Here is a 17,827-nt window from a genome sequence, read left to right on the forward strand (position 1 = left end):
GATCGTCTTCCTGTACCGGCGGCCTCTCCTTCGTGGCGGGCCGGAGCTGCGCGGAGGTCGAGCGATGCCCAGAACGCCGGCGGGCAGGATCGTGTACTGGTCCGAGCGACTCGTCGAGGAGGTGATCGATTCCAACGGCATCCGTGTCGGTCCCCGCCTCAAGTCGGTCGTCAAGGTCGGTGCCGGTGGTGCGGGAGTCGAACTGAGCGGTCACGAACGCGGCAAGGTGACCCGCTTCGAGATCATGAAGAAGGTCTCGAAGAAGCTGGGCGACGCACTTGTCTCCGACCTCGACACCCCCGGACCCCTCCATCTCGTGCAGGGCCGCGGACGGGCCGACATCACCGAGTTCCAGCGGTGGGGTCCCGCCACGGAGGACGGCCCGCATCAGGAGTCGTGTCTGGTGCATGTCCGCACGCACAGCAGGCGCGGGCACCGAGTGGACCTGTGCCTGTTCGGCAGCCTCGGCAACCTGACGGGGTACACAGCGCCGCAGGACCAGGCCACCGGGTGGACGTCGTCCGCCGCTCCCGCCGTCCAGCAACTCGTCGCCACCCGGGGAGCGAGGATCCCCCGTTCCTACGACGACGAGTCCGTCGCCGTCGAGGCGCTGAAAGCCGCGCTGTACCAAGGCACACACACCGCCTCGTCCGGGCATCCGGGCCGCCCCGAGACCCGCGCCTACACCGTCGCGGGCATCGAGTGCTGTCAGTACGCGGCCGTCGTCTACAAGGACGTCACGCTCACCCCGGACCGCTGGGACTTCCGGCACGAGCCGGAACTGAACGGCACCCGGCGCATCCTCGTGGGCGCCCCGCTGTGGCTGCGGGCCACCGCCTCCTAAGAGAGGCGCACGCCGAGTTTCGCGAGGTCGGCGCGAGCGTGCTCGACCCGGCGGGCGGCGTTGCGGCGGTCGTGGAGCCGCGCCTGCGCCTCGAGTTCACGCAGCGCGGCACGCACCGACGCCGTGTCCCCGCGCGTGCCGTGCAGCAGGACCGGTGCGGACAGCGCCCGCAGGTACCGGTCGACGAGATCGCGCCGCCCGTACTCCACGACCAGGGTGCGAAAGGCGGCGATCCCCCTGCCGAAACCGCTCATGGCGGCCGCGTCGCGACCGCACCTCATGGCGAAGGCACCGAGCCGGAGAGCCGCCTCCCCGCACAGGTGCTCGACGCTCGCACCGGGATGCCTGGTGCTGAGCCAGACGAGCTTGCCCACGACCTGGTCGAGCAGCACGGAGGCGTCGCGTGGCGAAGCCTGGGCCCCGATCTCGGACGCCGAGCCCATCTCGCGCTCGAGCGCGGCGAGTTGCGCGGGCAGACCGGCGGACGTGACGGCGAGCAGCGCGCGCAGCTCCCGCTGCTGCTCGCGCAGTGCCTCGAACATGAAGGCGTGCAGGTCGGGGCCCCTGCGGTGGGCGGGCTCCGACGAGTCGGGCAGCCAGCGGTCGGCGAAGCGGACGGCGCGGCCGAGGGCCGGATCGTCGGTGGCCAGACGGCCGTGCCGGGACAGCGTCTGCTCCAGGGCGCGCTCGGCCCCTTCGAGGTCGCCGAGACAGAGCAGGGCGGTCGCGAGCACGCCGGTCACCCGGGAGGCTTCCGCGGCGAGGTCGCCCCGGCCCTGGGCGATCAGCGCCGTGTACTGGTCGACGGCACCGCGCGCGGCCCGGGCCGCCTCCGCGTGCAGGCCGTACAGCAGGAGCGAGTTGGCCAGACGCTGGGCGCTCTGCGCCGGCTCCGCCGACGCGGCGTCGGCGTCGGCGCCGGCCGACCGGCCGAGCGCGGCGTGCGCCGCCTCCTGTGCCCGCAGGGCCGGCTCGTACGCCCCGAGGTCGCCGTACGCCGCGGCCAGCGTCTCCAGGGTCAGCACGTACATGTCGGCCGTCGCCGGTCGCAGGGCCGGGTCGGCGTCGTCCGCCCCGCCCGCCGTGTCACCGGAAGCGCCCAGGCACTCGAGGGCCCGGCCGCAGGCTTCCAGCGCTTCCTGCGCCCGGCCGGTGCGCCGCAGCCACACCGCCCGGAAGCGGTGGACGGCCGCCGCGTCCGGGTCGGGCACGGGCGCGTTGTCGGCGTACTCCGGCGCGGCGAGGACCTCCAGCGCCTCGGTGAGACAGCGCTCGGCCTCCTCCGGCGCATCGGCGTCGAGCGCGACGAGGGCGAGCTTGGTCAGCGCGTGGACGAACCTGTGGCCCCAGACGGCCAGACCGTCCAGCGCGGTGAGTCGGCGCCACAGGTCGAGCGAGGTGCGCGCGTGTTCCAGCCCGCGCACCGGATCCTCCAGGACCCCCACCAACTGGGCCAGGGTGTCATGGGCGCGGGCCAGGTGGTCCGCGTCGGCGGCGTCGCCGGCCAGCAGCACGGCCTGCTCCAGGTGGCGCACCGCTTCGGCGTAACTGTCGCGCGCGGCATGCACCCGGCCGGCCGCCTCCTCGTCCCGCCCGCGCAGGATCAGCGCCTCGCCCAGGCGTCCGGCCAGTTGGTGCATGCCCTCGTCCCGCACCATGGGGGTGAGCACCTCGACCGCGGCGGCCGCATGCCCCGAGGCCCCTCCCCGCGCCTGCTGGACGAAGACGGCCGCACGCAGCTCGCGCGCGTGCCGGTCCGCCGGCGCCCGGTCGAGACGCTCGTCCAGGAGTGTGTCGACCCTCCGCCACAGCTCGGCGGCGCGCAGCTCGTTGCTGCGCGCCCCCTCCAGGGCGGCGAGGTTCATCAGGGTGGGTACGACGTCGAGCGGGTCGTCGGACCTGGCGAACTCCTCGGCGGAGGCCTCGTACAGCTCGACCGCCCGCGCCGCCAGGGCCCCTTGTAGCCGCCTGGCGCCCCGGCCGGCCCTGTCGCTGAGGACGGTCGCCTCCAGCAGCAGGGCGTGGCCCAGGGCGTTGCGGTCCTGCGGCCCGCCCGGCAGGCTCCGGGCCAGGGCCACGGCGCGCTCGGCGGTGTCGAGGGCGGCGGCCAGGTCGCCGGTGCGGCGCTGGAGGCGGCACAGCGAGCCGAGGACGACCGACAGCAGACGGCCGTGATCGTCGCCCAGGGGGCCGACGAGGTCGGCGGCCGTCCGGTAGTGCGCGAGGGCACCGTCGGTGTCGCCGAGCGCTTCGAGCACCCGGCCCGTCTCCGCCACGCACCGGCCGCGCGCGTACACCGTCTCCGCAGCGTCCCGCCGTTGCCCGGGCAGGCCGTCGAGCACGCGCCGGGCTTCCCGCAGGGCGCGCAGGTCGCCGAGCAGCTGGGCGCGCGGTCCGCCCACGTCGAGCGGCCAGAAGTCCACGGCCGCCCGCTCGTCGAGGCCCGCGGCGCGGTAGGCGTAGTGCAGCAGGCCGCGCGGGTCGCTCCACGTTCCGCCGCCGGGGGCGCGCCGCTCGTACCGCGCCTCCCTCCCGCCCGCGGCGGTCGAGGCCTGGGGAGGGCGGCCCACCGCGAGGGGCTCGCCGGTTTCCTCCTCCGCGATCCGCAGGACGGAATCGGCGATCTCCCCGAGGGGGTGCGGGCGTTCGGCGGGTTCCTTGCGGAAGCAGCGCTCCAGCAGGTCGGCCAGCGCGGGCGGCACCCGCAGCGACCGCGGCGTCAGGGGCCGGGTCCGGGCGGCCTGCAGCACCAGGCCCGCCACCGTCCCCGACGGCCAGGTGCGCTCGCCCACCAGGAGTTCCAGGACGGTCACCGCCCAGCTCCACACATCCGCCGGGACGCCGACCCGCCGTCCCTCGGCCTGTTCGGGCGACGCGTACGCGGGTGTGCCGGCGGCGGCGCCGGAGACCTGGAGGGAGGCCTTGGAACCGGGACGCGACGGGTGCAGCTCCTGACGCAGGATGCTCCGCATCAGCTCGCGGTCCGCTTCGCCGGTACCCGGCAGGGCGGTGACGTACTGGACCACCGCCTCGAGTTGCAGGCGCTGCTCCTCGCCCCAGGCCGGCGCCGCGGCCAGTCCGAAGTCGGTCAGCCGTACCGTGCCGTGCCCGTCGACCAGCAGGTTGGCCGGCTTGACGTCCAGGTGCAGCAGCCCGCCCTCGTGCGCGGCCGCGAGTCCCCACGCGGACTGGGCCGCTGCCGTCAGCACACGACGCAGCGCGGCACGTTCACCGCCCTCGTGCAGCGCGCCGGAGCGCAGCCGGTCGGCCAGCGAGCCGCCGGGAGCGTACTCGCTGAAGACGGCGACCTCGTCGCCGAGACTGCGGGCGAACCGGCAGGGCGAGATGTGCGGGTGGGCAGGCAGGTCGATCCAGCGCTGCACCTCCGCGAGGAGTCTGCCCTGGTGCGCCGGATCGGCGCTGTGCAGACGCTTGACCGCGTACCGTTCGCCGGTACGGCGCGAACGGACCAGTACGACACCGGCGAACCCCCCGCTGCCCAGCGGCCGTTCCACCGTGAACTCCGCCAGGAAGGTGCTGCCCGCTTCCATCTCAGCTCCCCTTGAGTGCGGCGCGCAGCGCCTCGGCGGTCCGGAAACCTCCGTCGGGTTCCTCACTGAGCGCGTGGTCGAGGACCTCGCACACCGTCCGCGGCAGCTTCACCCCCCGCTTGCCGACGGGCACGACGGGACTGGTGGCCACGGCCAGCCAGGGGTCCCAGCCCGGTGGGAGATCACGCGGCGTGGCGCCGGTGAGGACGTGGTAGAGCGAGGCGGCGGTGGACCACACGTCGACCTCGGGCGTCGCGTACTTGTAGTTGATCAGCTGAGCCCTCGGCATGAAGGCCGGAGTGCCCATGACCGCGCCGGTGCGGGTCAGCCCGCTCAGACCCGCGCTGTCGTACGCCTTGGCCAGGCCGAAATCGGCGAGCTTGGCCGTGGTCCGCCCGTCGGGACCGGACGCCAGCAGGATGTTGTGCGGCTTGATGTCGCGATGGACGAAGCCGTGCTCCTGGTGGATGCGGCCGAGCCCGGCGAGAACACCGTCGAAGAGGTCCAGGGCCTCACGCACGGGCAGCGGTCCGTCCCGCCGCACCCGGTCGGCGAGGCTGCCGCCCTCGCACAACTCCATGACGAGGAAGCAGGGTTCGTCCTCCGCCGGTGCGGCGCCGTCCCCCGGCCCCGTGCGCTCCACCCCCACCACGCGCACCACGTGCGGATGACGCAGCGCCATGCAGACGCGTACCTCACGGGAGAAACGGGCCACCTCCTGGTCGGCCCCCGCGGGCGCGTGGATGACCTTCAACGCGTGGCGCTCGCCGCTTTCCGTGTGCACGGCCGCGTAGACCACGCCCATGCCACCGCGCCCCAGCTCTTCCTCCACGACCCACGCCCCGAACCGCACCCGGCACCCCTCCCCGTGTGCCCGTCCCTCATCGGCCGGGCTGGTGAACTCAGGCTACTCACGGGTGAGTTCGGGCGCATCGCCCCGCCGCACAGCCCCGCGCACGCCGTCTCGTGCGGCACACGGGGCCGACGAGGCCGCCGGCGTGGCGAAGGCTCACCGTGACGATCCCTCTTGTGAGTGAGGGCAAGCCGACGGCTCCAGGGGCTCACTCGGTGCTGGTGCTGGTGCTGGTGCTGGTGCCGTTGCCGGTGCGGTCGGCCCGGTCAGCCGCCGTCGATGCGGTCGAGCAGCCCCTGGGCTTCGACGGTGCGGCGATGGGCCGGGCCGAAGACGGTCCGGCAGGAGTCGTGGGCGGTCACGGCCAGGGCGCGGGCCTCGGCGGCACGGTCCAGCCCCAGGAGAGCGGTGGCCACGGCCAACTCGACGGCGCCGGTCTCCGGGCGGCGCTGATCCTCGGGCAGGCCGCGGCGCAGCCCGTCGGCGCGCTCGGCCTCGGCGAGAGCCTCCTCGTACCGGCCCTGGCCGCTCAGGCTGCGGGCCAGGCCGAGCCGCAGGACGAGGGCGAACCGGTCCTGTTCGCGGTGGGCGGCCAGGGCTTCACGGGCGAGCGTCTCGGCCTCGGCGTGACGACCCCGCGCGTTCAGGGCGAAGATCTGTCCGTTGCGGGCGGCCGCCGCCAGGAGCGGTGCCTGCGGTCCCGTGCCGCGGGCGGCGATCCGCGCCACGGCCGCGCACTCCGCCTCGCATTCGGCGTGCCGGGCGACCGCGCTCAGCGCCTGGGCGCGGTCCGAGCGCAGCTTCAGGGTCTGCGGGTGTTCGGCGCCGAAGACCCTGCCGAACACTGGCAGCAGTCCGTCGTACGCGGCGACGGCCTCGTCGTGGCGGCCCTGGGCACCCGTCGCGAGCGCGGCGATGCTCAGCGCCAGCGCCGCCTGCGGGTCGTCGGGCAGCCGGGACCGGGCGGCGGCCACCGCACGCGCCTCGGCCTCCGCCTCGGCATGACGCCCGGCCCGATACAGAACCATGGCCTGGGCCAACGGGGACGGCGCCGTCTGCCCGACGTCGCGTCGGCCGCGCGACCGGAAAAGTTTCATGCCCGGAGCATACGGACGCGGCACGAGCAACGGCCGGTGGGCCGGCGTCCACCTCCAGACCCGCCGGGGTCCCGCCCTGCGCCGACCGGAGGGAGGCGATGACGGTTGCTCCCCGCGCGTCCGCGACGTGTCCGGAGAGAAGGGCGCAACCGTGCTGCCGGACGTCGTGCGGCCCTCACCGGGCTTCGCGGGCGCGCCGATGCGCCGCGACCCGTTCGCGGGTCGCGCAGCGGCGGGAGCAGTAACGCCGTTCGGGGCCGCGGCCCTGGGTGATGAAGACGTCCCGGCAGCCGGCCGACGCGCAGATCCTGCCGGGCGGGAGTTGGCGGTCCCAGAGCAGGACGGTCAGGGCCATGCAGGACGAGGCGAGGAACCACGCGTCCCAGGGCGCGTCGTCGTCGTGGTCGAGGTGGGGATGCCACGGGGTGCTGCCACCGTGCGAGGTCAGCCGGACCGGACCGGTGTGCTCCCGCAGGAGGCGGTTGAGGACGGCGGCGGCGTCGTCGGTGTGCTCGGCGGAGAAGACCTCCCGCAGCAGGTCGGCGGCCGCGCGCATCCGTGCGACCTCACGGGAGGTGAGGCCGACGGGGTCCGTCTCGCCGTACGCGCGCAGCACCGCGGCGACTTCGCCGGGGTCGGGGCGGTCTCCGGCGAGAGCGTTGACGAGGGCGGCGGTGCGTCGGGCCATGGTCGGCACGGAGTGCCGGGTGGACCAGTCGTCATGGATGTGGGGCACCTGCGCAATGTAACGCCTATTGCGAAGTTTTGAGTTACTTTCGTAACGTCTCGCGGGTGAAAAGGCGTTACTCCATGGGCTCTTATCTCACGGGAGCGCTCGCTGCCCGGGCCGGGGACGAGATGTCCGGTCCGGCACTGACGCTGGCCGGCTTCGCCCTCGCCGGGTCGGCCGCGCAAGCCTCGTCGCTGCTCGCCGGGATCACGGTGGCCGCGGCGGCGGGGGGACCGGTGCTCGGGGCCCTGCTCGACCGGCGCAAGCGGCCCGGGCGCCTGCTGGCGGGAGCCCTCGTCATGTACGGGACGGGACTGGCGGTGATCCTGGTGGGGCTCGGCCGGCTTCCGTTCGCCGTCACGGTCCTGATCGCGGTGGTGACCGGACTGCTCGGACCGGCGCTCTCGGGCGGCTGGACGGGACAGCTGTCCCGCGTGGTGGCCGGCGACCGGCTGCCTCGGGCGAACGCGCTCGACGCCATGACCTTCGCCGTGGCGAGCCTGGCCGGCCCGGTTCTCGCCGGCGGCGCGGCACAGGTGCTGGGGGCGCCGGCGGCCGTGGTGGGCGCCGCGCTGCTCATCGGCGCCGCCGCGCCCGCCGCGTGGAGCCTGCCCGCCCGTCCCGGCCCGGCCCGCGACATGCGGGCAGGCTCGCTGGCGAGCGACCTCACCGCCGGGATGCGCGTCATCGCCGAGAACCGGTGCCTGGCCCGGGCGACCCTGACCTCCGTCGGGTGCTGTGCCGCTCAGGGCATGCTGGCGGCCTGCCTCCCGGTCCTGGGCGAGCGCACCCTCGGCGGAGCCGGCCGCGGGGCGCTGCTGCTCTCCTGCACGGCCATCGCCGCCCTGGCCGCCAACGCCGTCCTCGCGCGGTTCCCGCGGGCGGTCGCCCCGGACACGATCGTCTGGGCCGGCGCCCTGGTCCAGGCCGGCGCGTTCACCCTGGCGGCGCTGGGCCGGCCGGCCGCGCTCGTGCTGGCCCTGCTGGTGGCCGGAACAGGTGAAGGTCCACAGCTCACCGCCCTGTTCGCGGTGCGTCACCGGGAGGCCCCGGAGCACGTGCGCGGCCAGATCTTCACCACCGGCGCCAGCGTGAAGATCACCGGGTTCGCGTCCGGAGCGGCGCTCGCCGGACCGCTCGTGGCCTGGTCCCTGCCGGGCACTCTGCTGCTGGCGGCGGGCGTGGCCACCCTTGCGGCTGTGGCGTACGTCGCCCTCCCGCCGGCCCACCGTCCGGGCACCCGGGAACCGGGCGCCGCCGAGGCGAGGCCCTAGGCGACGGCATGCCGATTTTCGGTGGACTTGCAGCCGTCAACTGCCTTTCCCGGGGCATGACGTGGCAGCCTGCGGCGTCCGCGGCGAGCGTCGCCGTCTCGTTTTTTTGATCGACTCCGGCTCTCACCTCATAGAATGTTCAAGTAACACGACGGGGGAAGGGGTGGGAATGTCCGCACAAGACGGGACGTTCGGGACGCTGCTGAGGGAACTGCGGTTGGCCAAGTCGCTGACCATCGAAGGGCTGGCCGAGGCATCCGGGGTGAGCGTCCGCGGCATCGGCGACCTGGAACGCAAACGACGGGCGGCCCCGCAACGCCGTACCGTGGCCGCGCTCGCGGACGGTCTGGGACTCGACGACACCGACCGGGAACGCCTGCTCGCGGCCGCCCGTACCGGGCGCAGCCCGGAGTACCACCCCGTCGGTGTGCGCTCCTTCCCACGCGGCATCGACGACTTCGTCGGCCGCGAGGAGGAACTGCTGCGCCTGACCCGGCTCGCCGAATCCCCGGGAGACATCACGGACGGGGCCGACGGCACGGCGCGGCAGCCCGTCGTGGTCGCCGTCTCCGGCGCACCCGGCATGGGCAAGACGACCCTCGCGCTGCGGGCCGCCCGCCGGCTCGCCGACCGCTTCCCCGACGGGCAGCTCATGGTGGACCTGCGCGGCACGGACGACGCCCCGCCCGGCCCGGCCGAACTGATGGTCGGCGTGCTCAAGGCGCTCGGCGTACCCGACCGGGACCTCGCGAAGGCCGGCGCGCAGGCCCATCCGGCCCTCTACCGGCAGGTGCTCGCCGACCGCCGCTGCCTGCTGGTGCTGGACAACGCCCGCGACGAGGCCCAGGTACGGCCGCTGCTGCCGGGCACGGGGTGGACGTGGGCGCTGGTGACCAGCCGGCGCATGCTGACCGGACTGGAGAACGTGCACCGGCTGCCACTCGGCCGGCTCGGCCCCGCCGAGTCCGCCGCCTTCCTGACCTCCCTCGTCGGCGAGGAACGCGCGGCGGCCGACCCGGAAGCCCTCACCGAGGTCGCCGGACTCTGCGGACACCTGCCGCTCGCCCTCAGGGTGGCGGGCAACTGGCTGGCCACCCGTACCGGCTGGAGCCTGCGCCGGCTGGCGGACCGGCTGGCCCGGGAGGAACGGCGGCTGGACGCGCTGACCGCCGGCGACCTGCGGGTGGCCGGCGCCTTCGACCTGTCGTACCGCCAGCTCACACCCGCGGCCGCCCGCCTGTTCCGGCGCCTGTCCCTGGTCCCCGGCCCGGACGCGAGCGCCGCCTGCGCCGCCCGGCTCACCGGCCAGGACCTCTTCGACGCCGAGGACACCCTGGAGGAACTGGTCGAGGCCGGACTGCTCGGCGCCGCCGGGGACCGCTACCGGCTCCACGACCTGCTCGCCCTGTACGCCCGCACCCGGCTCATCGCCGAGGAGAGCCCCGAGGACGCCGAGCGGGCCCGCACGTCGATGTTCCGCTGGCTGCTCGAGACCGCCGTCGTGGCCGGCCGGTGGTACGAACCCGGTCACGGCGCGCCGCCGCCCTCCTGGCCGGGGACGGTGGACCTGTCCAGCCCGGAGAAGGCCCGCGAATGGCTCCAGGCGGAGGGCCTGAACTGGCTGGCCGCCCTGCGTGCCGCCGCGGCGGACGGCGAGCACGCCACCGTGGTCGAGGTGGCCGAGTCCCTGCACTGGTTCTCCGACCAGTGGATCTTCTGGGGCCACTGGCCGGAGGTCTTCGCCACCGCTGTCCGCTCCGCCGAGGCCCTCGGCGACCCGCTGCTGGAAGCGACCCAGCTGAACTACTACGCCTGGGCCGTGCTGCTGTGCGAGGGCAGGCCACGCGACAGCCTCCAGTACTCCGCCCGGGCCCTCGCCGCCGCACGCATCGCCGGTGACCCCGTCCAGGAGGCATGGGCGCTTCAGTACGCCAGCTGGGCCTACCGTCTGCTGAGCGAGCCGGCCCTGTCGTCCGACCACAACAAGCGGTCCATCGCGCTGTTCCGTGCCGCGAGGGAGCCGCACGGCGTGCTCCAGGCCCTCCTCCAACGCGCCTACGACCTGCAGAAGGCCGGGCTGCACGAGGAAGCGGTCGGCGCCTACCAGGAGACCCTGGACGAGCTGGAAGAGGCCGGTGACCGCGTAGAGCCGCACATCGCCGAATTCACCCGGGGCAGCGTGCTCGTGGGCCTCGGCCGTACCTACGCGCGCCTGGGCCGCTGGGAAGAAGCGGTCGATCACCTGCGCACCTCCGTCGACCTGTGCCACGCCCGGGGCAACACCGCCCTGGAGAGCCGTTACCTCATCGCGCTCGGTGAGACCCTCCTCGCGGCCGGGCGCCCGGCGGAGGCACGCGAGGCGTTCACGCGCTGCGTCGCGCTCGGCCCCGACGCCGACCCTGAATGTGTCGCACGGTCCCGCGCCCACCTCGCCCGTCTGGACGTGGACTGACCTCTGCCCCGACGCGTCGTGGCCGGTGCCGACCCGAGCCGCCCCGCCCTGGTCGGTGCCAACCACCACGATAAGTCTCCGAGCACGTACGGTACTTGCCTCTCGGCGCACCCTGATGTCCCGTCGGCGCACTCCGTCCGGGCAGCCGGTGCGGGGAACTTTCTGCCTGGAGAGTGCCTGGTGATCCGCCCGGCCCGCCTGGTTGGCTCGTCCCGACGGAGAGGAGACCCAGGTGGACCTGGTGCTGTCGACGGAAGCCGTGCCCGACCGCGAGAAACTCGACTACTGGCGGGACGCCATCGGCAGGGCCCTGGTCCCGATGGCCGTCGTCCCGCGCGGCGGCCGCCCGCTCGGCGGGCGGATCACCGGCGGCCGGCTGGGACACCTGCGCGTGTGCAGCGTCGAGGCCGACGCCCAGCGGATCAGCCGTACGGCCGCGCACATCGACAGCCCGTCCGAGGCGTTCGTGGCGGTCCACATCCAGGTGGCGGGCACGGCGACACTCCTGCAGGACGGCCGCCACGCCGCCGTCGGCGCGGGAGAGCTGGTGGTCTACGACACCGCACGCCCGTACACCCTGGACTTCCCGGAGCCGTTCGCCAGCCGCGTCGTGCACCTGCCCCGGCGCTCGCTGGGCGTGCCCGACGAACACATCCGCGGGATCACCGCGACGCCCGTCTCCGCCACGGAGGGGCTCGGCGCGATCCTCACCCCGTTCCTGGCGACGCTGGTCGGCTCGGCGCACTCCTACCCGCCGGCCGTCGCCGGGCGGCTCGCGGTGAGTGTGGTGGACCTGTTCGGCACGCTGGTGGCGGAGCGGAGCCGGTTCGGTTGTGCCGACAGCGCGCGCGAACATCTGGTGCTGCGCATCCGTGACCACATCGACCGGCACCTCGAAGACCAGGAACTGGCCCCGGAGAGCGTCGCCGCGGCGCACCACATCTCCGTGCGGTACCTGCACCGGCTCTTCGAGGAGGAGGGCATCACCGTCGCCCGGCTCATCCAGCGCCGTCGGCTTCAGGAGTGTGCGCGGGAGCTGGCCCGCGGCGGCAGCACCGCGCCCGCGGTGGCGGCGGTCGGCCAGCGCTGGGGTTTCGTCAACCCCGCCCACTTCAGCCGGGTGTTCCGCGGGGCGTACGGCCACTCGCCCCGCGAATGGCGCCGGTTGCGCACGGCGGGAGTGCTGCGGGACGAGGAGTCCGGCGGCACGCCACCGGCCGCCGTCCGCCGACCGAACGCCACCGAAGGTGACCGCACCCGCGCGGCCTGATCCGGCCACGCCGCCGTAGCACTGGGCGGTCGGTGCGTTCGGCTGCCGCCCGGAGCAGCGGCTGCACCCGGCCGTGGCGGCATGAGCCGCCGGCCGTGGCGGTCCTGCGAGCGGCAGGTTGGGCCGGAGGGCTCGGCGACCGCGCGGCAGGTGTACGTATTTTTCAGTGATCTTTTGCTTCCTTGCGTTCTGATGGTCGACAGATTTCTGAGTCCCTGCTCGTTTGTCAATGGCATGCGCAGGGTCAGGTGCACGGAAGTGCCGTGATCTCCTTGCTACTTGGCGTGTTTTTCCAGAGGATTGACAAACTCGTGACCCGTCGCCAGCATGCAAGTGGCCTGCAGAGCTGCGAAATACCGCAGGAGATCACCGTCGACGACTCTGCAGACGAGCACCGCTGATGCACGCGGCAAGCGCGGCCGGCGCGCGCCTTGCCTGACTTCCCCCACCGTCAGGAAGGAAAGCTCTGTCATGTCTCAGCGCCCGCGCTCGGGGCTCAGATGGCTGGCGGCCCTCGCGCTCGTCCTCTCGGGTGCCGCCGCGACCCCGCCGTCGCCCGCGGCAGCCGCGCCCCAGGACATCCCGCCCGGCGATTACCAACAGGTGCAACTGGCCACCGGCGCCGCCGAACTGGGCGAGCCCATGTCCCTGACCGTCCTGCCCGACCGCTCGGTCCTGCACACCGCACGGGACGGCACCGTCCGCCACACCGACGCCGCGGGCAACACGAAGGTGGCCGGCAAGCTCGACGTCTACACCCACGACGAAGAGGGCTTGCAGGGCATCGCGGCCGACCCGGGGTTCGCCGCCAACCGCTACGTCTACGCGTACTACTCGCCGAAGCTCACCACACCGGCCGGCGACGCTCCGGCCACCGGAAGCGCGGCCGACTTCGCGCCCTGGAAAGGGCACCTCAACCTGTCGCGTTTCGTCCTGACGAGCGACAACACCCTCGACCTGGCCAGCGAGAAGGTCCTCCTCGAGGTCCAGAACGACCGCGGCCAATGCTGCCACGTCGGCGGGGACATCGACTTCGACGCGGCCGGCAACCTCTACCTGACCACCGGGGACGACACCAACCCCTTCGACTCGGCCGGGTACGCCCCGATCGACGAACGCACCGACCGCAACCCGCAGTTCGACGCCCAGCGCAGCTCCGGCAACACCAACGACCTGCGCGGCAAGGTGCTGCGCATCAAGCCCACCGCCGACGGCGGCTACACCGTTCCGGCCGGCAACCTCTTCCCGCCCGGCACCCCCGGCACGCGCCCCGAGATCTACGCGATGGGCTTCCGCAACCCGTTCCGGATGTCCGTCGACCGCGCCACCGGGATCGTGTACCTCGGCGACTACGGCCCCGACGCGGGCGGCACCGACCCCACCCGCGGCCCCGGCGGCCAGGTCGAGTTCGATCGCATCACCGGCCCCGGCAACTACGGCTGGCCCTACTGCACGGGCACCAACACCACGGCCGAGACCTACAACGAGTACGCCTTCCCCAACGGCCCCTCCGGCGCCAAGTACGACTGCGCGGGCGGCCCGGCGAACAACTCCTTCCGCAACACCGGCCAGGCGAAGCTGCCACCCGCCAAACCCAGTTGGATCAGGTACGGCGGGGACGGATCACCCCCCGAGTTCGGCGGTGGCTCCGAGTCACCGATGGGCGGCGAGGTCTACCGCTACGACCCGGACCTCGACTCCCCGGTCAAGTTCCCGCAGTCACTGGACGGGCACTTCCTCGCCGCCGAGTACGGGCGCCAGTGGATCAAGTCCGTGGAGGTCAGGAGCGACGGCTCGTACGGGACCATCGAGGACTTCCCCTGGGACGGCACCCAGGTCATGGACACCGACTTCGGACCCGACGGGGCGCTGTACGTCCTGGACTACGGGACCGGAAGCAACAACCAGGCGCTGTACCGCATCGAGTACATCGCGGGCAGCAACCGCAACCCGGTCGCCAAGGCCGCCGCGGACAAGACATCCGGGGCCCTGCCGCTGACCGTGCAGTTCTCCTCCCAGGGCAGCAGCGATCCCGAGGGCAGGACCCTGACCTACTCCTGGGACTTCGGCGACGGCTCCACCTCCACGCAGGCGAATCCCAGCCACACGTACACCACGAAGGGCACCTACCGGCCCACCCTCACGGTGAAGGACCCCGAAGGGCTCACCGGCACGGCCAGTCTGGTGATCACCGCAGGGAACACCGCGCCGACGGTCACCCTGCAGACGCCGGCCGACGGCCAGCTGTTCTCCTTCGGCGACACCGTGCCTTTCCGCGTACAGGCCGCCGACCCCGAGGACGGCACCGTCGACTGCGCCAAGGTCAAGGTCACCTACCTCCTCGGTCACGACAGTCACACCCACGCCATCACGTCCGCAGGCGGCTGCAGCGGCACCATCACCGTGCCCCAGGACGGCGAGCACGACAGCGCCGCCAACCTCTACGGCGTCTTCGACGCCGAGTACACCGACAGCGGCGGCCTGACCGGCCACTCGCTGCGCACCCTGCAACCCCGCCACCGCCAGGCCGAGCACTTCACCGCCCAGTCCGGCATCGAGACCGCCGCGCACGGCCTTGCCGAGGGCGGCAGGACCGTCGGCTTCACCGACGACGGCGACTGGATCTCCTTCAAGCCGTACGCCCTCACCGGTGCGAGCCGGTTCTCCGCCCGCGTGTCCTCCGCCGGAGCGGGAGGCACCATCCAGATCCGTGCCGGATCCGCGACCGGCACGCTCCTCGGCACCGCGACCGTGCCGGTGACCGGCGGCTGGGAGACCTTCACCGACGTCTCGACCGGCCTGTCCGGGATCCCCGCGGGCACCACCGAGCTGTACCTGGTCTTCCGGGGCCCGACCGGCCAGGGCAACCTCTTCGACATCGACGCGTTCACGTTCGACACGGGCGGTGCGGCCGACCAGGCCCGGGAAGCGGAGTCCTTCAGCTCCGGCTCCGGCGTCCAGGCCGCCGCCCACGCCGCGGCGAGCGGCGGACAGACCCTCGGCTACATCGACAACGGCGACTGGGCCGGCTACGCCTCCGTCTCCACCGCCGGGGCCTCGAGGTTCACCGCCAAGGTCTCCTCGGCGGGCGCGGGCGGCACGATCCAGATCCGCTCCGGCTCGGCGACCGGCCCCCTGCTCGGTTCCGTGGCCGTCCCGGTGACCGGCGGCTGGGAGACGTTCACGACCGTCAGCGCCACGCTCGGCGGCAGCGGTTCGGGCCCGCTGTTCCTCACCTTCACCGGCGGCAGCGGATCCCTCTTCGACATCGACACCTTCACCCTCGCCGCCTCGGCGCGAAAGGGGCGTTGACCATGACCGGACGAACGCGGCGCACACGTCGCGGCCTGGGGGCTCTCGCCCTGGCCGTGGCCTGCGCGCTGTCCCTGCCGGCCGGGACGGCACAGGCCGCCCCGGACGAGGCGGACGCGGCCTTCGACGTCCTGGTGTTCTCCAAGACCGCCGGATTCCGGCACGACTCCATTCCCGCCGGCATCGACGCCCTGCGCTCCCTCGGCACACAGAACGGCTTCTCCGTCACGGCCACCGAGGACGCGTCCGCCTTCACCCCCTCGAACCTCGCCTCGTACGAGGCGGTGGTCTTCCTCAGCACCACCGGCGACGTCCTCGACGACAGCCGGCAGAACGCCCTGCAGTCCTACGTGGACGACGGCGGCGGCTTCCTGGGTGTGCACGCGGCGGCCGACACCGAGTACGACTGGCCCTACTACGGGCGCCTCGTCGGCGCGTACTTCAAGAGCCACCCCGCCATCCAGCAGGCCACGGTGAAGACCGAGGACCGCACCCACCCGGCGACCGCCCAGCTGCCCGCGTCCTGGACCCGTACCGACGAGTGGTACAACTACCGCACCGACCCACGGCCCGACGTGCACGTGCTCCAGACCCTGGACGAAAGCACCTACAGCGGCGGCGAGATGGGCGCGGACCATCCCATCACCTGGTGCCACGCCCAGGGCAAGGGGCGCTCCTTCTACACCGGACTCGGCCACACCGCGGAGTCGTACAGCGACCCGGCCTTCCGGAACCTGCTGCTCGGCGCGGTGCGGTACGCGGCGGGGCAGGCGCCGGCCGACTGCTCCCCGCCGTCCGGGCCCCGCGCGGTCGAGGCCGAGTCCTTCACCTCCGGCTCCGGCGTGCAGACCGCCGGGCACGCCGCGGCCAGCGGTGGCCAGACCCTCGGCTACATCGACAACGGCGACTGGGCCGGCTACGCCTCCGTCTCCACCGAGGCCGCCCGGACCTTCACCGCGAAGGTGTCCTCGGCAGGCGCCGGCGGCACCATCGAGGTGCGCGCCGGCTCGGCCACCGGCACGCTCCTCGGTTCGGTGAACGTGCCGGTGACCGGCGGCTGGGAGACGTTCACCACCGTGTCGACCGCCCTGACCGCATCCGCCTCGGGCCCCCTGTTCCTGAGATTCACGGGCGGCGGCGGAGCGCTCTTCGACATCGACACCTTCACCCTGGGCACCGCGTCCACCACCAGGGCGCTCAACCGGAACGTGCACCTCTTCTACTACCCCTGGTACGGCAGCCCGGCCGTGAACGGGGACTGGCGGCACTGGCCACAGGGCGGCCACACCCCGCCCGACGACATCGGCGCCGACCTGTACCCGGCGCTCGGCCCCTACGACTCCGCCGACTACGCGCGCGTCGTGGCCCAGCACATGAAGTGGATCGCACGGTCGGGCGCCGGCGTCCTCGTCTACAGCTGGTGGGGCCGGGGAAGCTACGAGGACCGGATCGCCCGGGGTGTCCTCGACGCCGCTCAGCAGGAGGGCGTCAAGGTGGCCTGGCATCTGGAACCGTATGCGGGCCGCACCGCCGCCTCGACCGTCGCCGACATCCGGTACCTCAACACCACCTACGGCGACCACCCGGCGTACTACCGCTCCGCCGAGCACGGCGGCAAGGGAGCCTTCTACGTCTTCAGCAGTCTGGACGTCACCGACTGGACGGCCCTCGACCAGGTCACCGGCACCAGCATCGTGCTCGCCCAGACCACCGACACCACCAAGATCGCGCACTTCTCCGGGATGTACACCTACGACGGCATCGCCGGTGCCACCGCCCCCGGCTGGAAACAGGCAGGGGACTACGCCCGGGCCCACGGCCTGATCTGGTCTCCGTCGGTCGCACCCGGCTACATCGACGACCGAGCGGTGCCCGGCAACACGACACCCACCGTGGAGCGGGCCAACGGCGCCGCTTACGACCGGCAGTGGTCCAACGCTCTCGACCCCGCGATCGGCGGCACACCGAGCTGGGTGTCGGTCACGTCCTTCAACGAGTGGCACGAGGGCAGCTCGATCGAACCGGCGGACGCCACGCCGCCCGCCGGTCATGGCTACCGGACCTATGACGGGGCCTACGGACTGACCGGTGCGGCGGCCGAGACCGCCTATCTGGACCGCACCGCCTACTGGGCGGAGCGGTTCGAGGCGGTCCGCGACTGACACACACCCCGCACAACCGCACGGCGCGCGGGTGATGCGCGGACCCGTCCCGGTCCACGCGTCACCCGTCGAGCGCGCCCAGGGACGATCACGACACCGAGTCGCGCGGCGCGTCCGGCGACGCCGGTGAGGCCCCAGGGCACGCGAGGGCCGGCGGCCGGCCGCCCAGGTCGTCGAACGCTGGGCCACTCCCTCGGCAGGGGAGTCTGCCCCGCGGCCACCCTGGGGAGGGCGTTCCACCCCGCCACAGTGACCTCCACCCGCATGGCGAGCACGTCGCGG

10 protein-coding genes are annotated in these 17,827 nt (G+C 73.4%); 6 read left to right on the plus strand and 4 right to left on the minus strand.

The window, feature by feature from the left end:
* Positions 1 to 64 precede the first annotated feature (64 nt).
* On the plus strand, positions 65 to 844 hold the full coding sequence (locus ACGFRF_RS21925; protein WP_393742337.1) for a hypothetical protein: 780 nt from the start codon (positions 65 to 67) through the stop codon (positions 842 to 844).
* Here ACGFRF_RS21925 and ACGFRF_RS21930 read toward each other — a convergent pair.
* From ACGFRF_RS21930 to ACGFRF_RS21945, 4 genes are all read right to left on the minus strand, one after another.
* Positions 841 to 4,395, minus strand: a complete 3,555-nt coding sequence (locus ACGFRF_RS21930; protein ID WP_393742339.1) for a protein kinase — start codon at positions 4,393 to 4,395, stop codon at positions 841 to 843. The two genes, ACGFRF_RS21925 and ACGFRF_RS21930, sit on opposite strands and share 4 nt — an antisense overlap.
* A gap of 1 nt (position 4,396) precedes the next feature.
* A complete protein-coding gene (locus ACGFRF_RS21935) occupies positions 4,397 to 5,248 on the minus strand; it encodes a serine/threonine-protein kinase (RefSeq protein WP_393742341.1) in 852 nt (283 codons plus the stop codon).
* A gap of 266 nt (positions 5,249 to 5,514) precedes the next feature.
* Complete coding sequence (locus ACGFRF_RS21940) at positions 5,515 to 6,345, minus strand: tetratricopeptide repeat protein (protein WP_393742343.1); 831 nt, start codon at positions 6,343 to 6,345, stop codon at positions 5,515 to 5,517.
* Positions 6,346 to 6,520: 175 nt separating this feature from the next.
* Complete coding sequence (locus tag ACGFRF_RS21945; RefSeq protein ID WP_393742692.1) at positions 6,521 to 7,033, minus strand: CGNR zinc finger domain-containing protein; 513 nt, start codon at positions 7,031 to 7,033, stop codon at positions 6,521 to 6,523.
* Between the two features lie 122 nt (positions 7,034 to 7,155).
* Here ACGFRF_RS21945 and ACGFRF_RS21950 point away from each other — a divergent pair, with 122 nt between their 5' ends.
* The 5 genes from ACGFRF_RS21950 to ACGFRF_RS21970 all read left to right on the plus strand — a co-directional run bounded on the left by ACGFRF_RS21950 (position 7,156) and on the right by ACGFRF_RS21970 (position 17,545).
* Positions 7,156 to 8,349 carry an MFS transporter gene (locus ACGFRF_RS21950; RefSeq protein ID WP_393742345.1) on the plus strand — a complete coding sequence of 398 codons (1,194 nt, stop codon included), beginning with the start codon at positions 7,156 to 7,158 and terminating at the stop codon, positions 8,347 to 8,349.
* Positions 8,350 to 8,518: 169 nt separating this feature from the next.
* Complete coding sequence (locus tag ACGFRF_RS21955) at positions 8,519 to 10,801, plus strand: tetratricopeptide repeat protein (protein WP_393742347.1); 2,283 nt, start codon at positions 8,519 to 8,521, stop codon at positions 10,799 to 10,801.
* Between the two features lie 232 nt (positions 10,802 to 11,033).
* Entirely contained in the window at positions 11,034 to 12,071 is a 1,038-nt protein-coding gene (locus tag ACGFRF_RS21960; RefSeq protein WP_393742349.1) for a helix-turn-helix domain-containing protein, read from the plus strand.
* A gap of 471 nt (positions 12,072 to 12,542) precedes the next feature.
* On the plus strand, positions 12,543 to 15,383 hold the full coding sequence (locus tag ACGFRF_RS21965) for a carbohydrate-binding protein (protein WP_393742351.1): 2,841 nt from the start codon (positions 12,543 to 12,545) through the stop codon (positions 15,381 to 15,383).
* Positions 15,384 to 15,385: 2 nt separating this feature from the next.
* Positions 15,386 to 17,545, plus strand: a complete 2,160-nt coding sequence (locus ACGFRF_RS21970; RefSeq protein WP_393742353.1) for a ThuA domain-containing protein — start codon at positions 15,386 to 15,388, stop codon at positions 17,543 to 17,545.
* Positions 17,546 to 17,827 lie beyond the last annotated feature (282 nt).

It is taken from the genome of Streptomyces sp. NPDC048521, assembly GCF_043199855.1.
Lineage (GTDB): Bacteria > Actinomycetota > Actinomycetes > Streptomycetales > Streptomycetaceae > Streptomyces.

Excerpts from the sequence above, each read along its gene's own strand:
- ACGFRF_RS21925 (WP_393742337.1), top strand. The coding sequence starts at position 65 with ATGCCCAGAACGCCGGCGGGCAGGATCGTGTACTGGTCCGAGCGACTC.
- ACGFRF_RS21965 (WP_393742351.1), top strand. The coding sequence starts at position 12,543 with ATGTCTCAGCGCCCGCGCTCGGGGCTCAGATGGCTGGCGGCCCTCGCG.
- ACGFRF_RS21945 (WP_393742692.1), bottom strand. The coding sequence starts at position 7,033 with ATGGCCCGACGCACCGCCGCCCTCGTCAACGCTCTCGCCGGAGACCGC.
- ACGFRF_RS21970 (WP_393742353.1), top strand. The coding sequence starts at position 15,386 with ATGACCGGACGAACGCGGCGCACACGTCGCGGCCTGGGGGCTCTCGCC.
- ACGFRF_RS21940 (WP_393742343.1), bottom strand. The coding sequence starts at position 6,345 with ATGAAACTTTTCCGGTCGCGCGGCCGACGCGACGTCGGGCAGACGGCG.
- ACGFRF_RS21955 (WP_393742347.1), top strand. The coding sequence starts at position 8,519 with ATGTCCGCACAAGACGGGACGTTCGGGACGCTGCTGAGGGAACTGCGG.
- ACGFRF_RS21930 (WP_393742339.1), bottom strand. The coding sequence starts at position 4,395 with ATGGAAGCGGGCAGCACCTTCCTGGCGGAGTTCACGGTGGAACGGCCG.
- ACGFRF_RS21950 (WP_393742345.1), top strand. The coding sequence starts at position 7,156 with ATGGGCTCTTATCTCACGGGAGCGCTCGCTGCCCGGGCCGGGGACGAG.